Below are 1106 nucleotides of genomic sequence, written 5' to 3' on the forward strand. Positions count from 1 at the left end.
CCCGTCGGCCGCTATCCGGTCCGCCCCCACCAGCACGGCGTCCACCTCCCCCGCCGCGAACAGCGACCCCGCGGCATTGTCGGTCAGCAAGCTGTACGCCATGCCACTGCGCGCCGCTTCGTACGCGGTCAGTCTGGCCCCTTGGAGCAGTGGCCGCGTCTCGTCGACCCACAGCCGCCGCAGCCGGCCCGCCCGGTGCGCGGCCAGCGCCACCGCGAACGCGGTGCCCTCGCCGCCCGAGACCAGCCGCCCGGTATTACAGTGCGTGAGCACCCGGTGGCTGCCGCCGGGCAGCAGCTCGTCGAGCAGGGCCAGACCGTGGGCCGCCATCCTGACACTGGCCTCCGCGTCCGCCCGATGCAGGGCCCTCGCAGCCGCCAGGGCAGCCGCCCCCGCCTCCTGCGGACCCGCGCCCTTGCCCAGGGCCGCCTGATACGCCCCGACCGCCAGCCGCACCCCGTACCCGAGGTTCACCGCGGTGGGCCGCGCCGCCGCCAGCAGAGCCGCGGCCTCCTGGACGTCGTAGCCGCGCACCCCGGCCAGCGCCACCCCGTACGCCCCGGCGATACCCAGCAGCGGCGCCCCGCGGACGGCCAGCGTCTGGATGGCGCGCACCAGCCCCGGCACATCCGTACAGACCAGCTCCACCTCCTCGGCAGGCAGCCGGGTCTGGTCGAGGAGCACCAGCACCGGCCCCTCCGGCGGCTCGTCCCAGCGCAGCTGTTCCAGTCCCGACGGCTCGGAGCCCACGGTGGATCGCACCTCGTGATCAGCCATCCGCCCAGTCTGCCCGGTGAGCCACCGACAATTGAAGGTGCTAACGAGATACGGGGGCCGGTCCGCGGCCCGGAACCGCATGGCACGATGGCTGCCGACCCCAAGGAGCCGGCTCGTCGAGCTGGTCCCACGACCAATCCACGAGGTGGACGACCGTGAACGACTCTCCGGGCTGGGCTTCGCCCGGATCGGCCCCCTCCGACGGCGAGGACACCGGCGCGCCCGGGCAGCCCGAGCCCTCCGACCGGGCCCGCGCGTCCTCGCAGTGGTCCCGGAACCAGCCTCCGGCGGGMCAGTGGTCGCCTCCGGCCGCCACCCCGGGCCAGGGC

General features: G+C 75.2%; 1 protein-coding gene. It reads right to left on the reverse strand.

The features are described 5' to 3' along the window. Positions 1-777 (reverse strand): S-methyl-5-thioribose-1-phosphate isomerase (locus ACJA3G_RS37430; protein ID WP_406557460.1); only part of this gene is annotated, 777 nt, incomplete at its 3' end. Positions 778-1106: the final 329 nt, after the last annotated feature.

It is taken from the genome of Streptomyces sp. YS-3 (genome assembly GCF_045257485.1).
GTDB lineage: Bacteria > Actinomycetota > Actinomycetes > Streptomycetales > Streptomycetaceae > Streptomyces.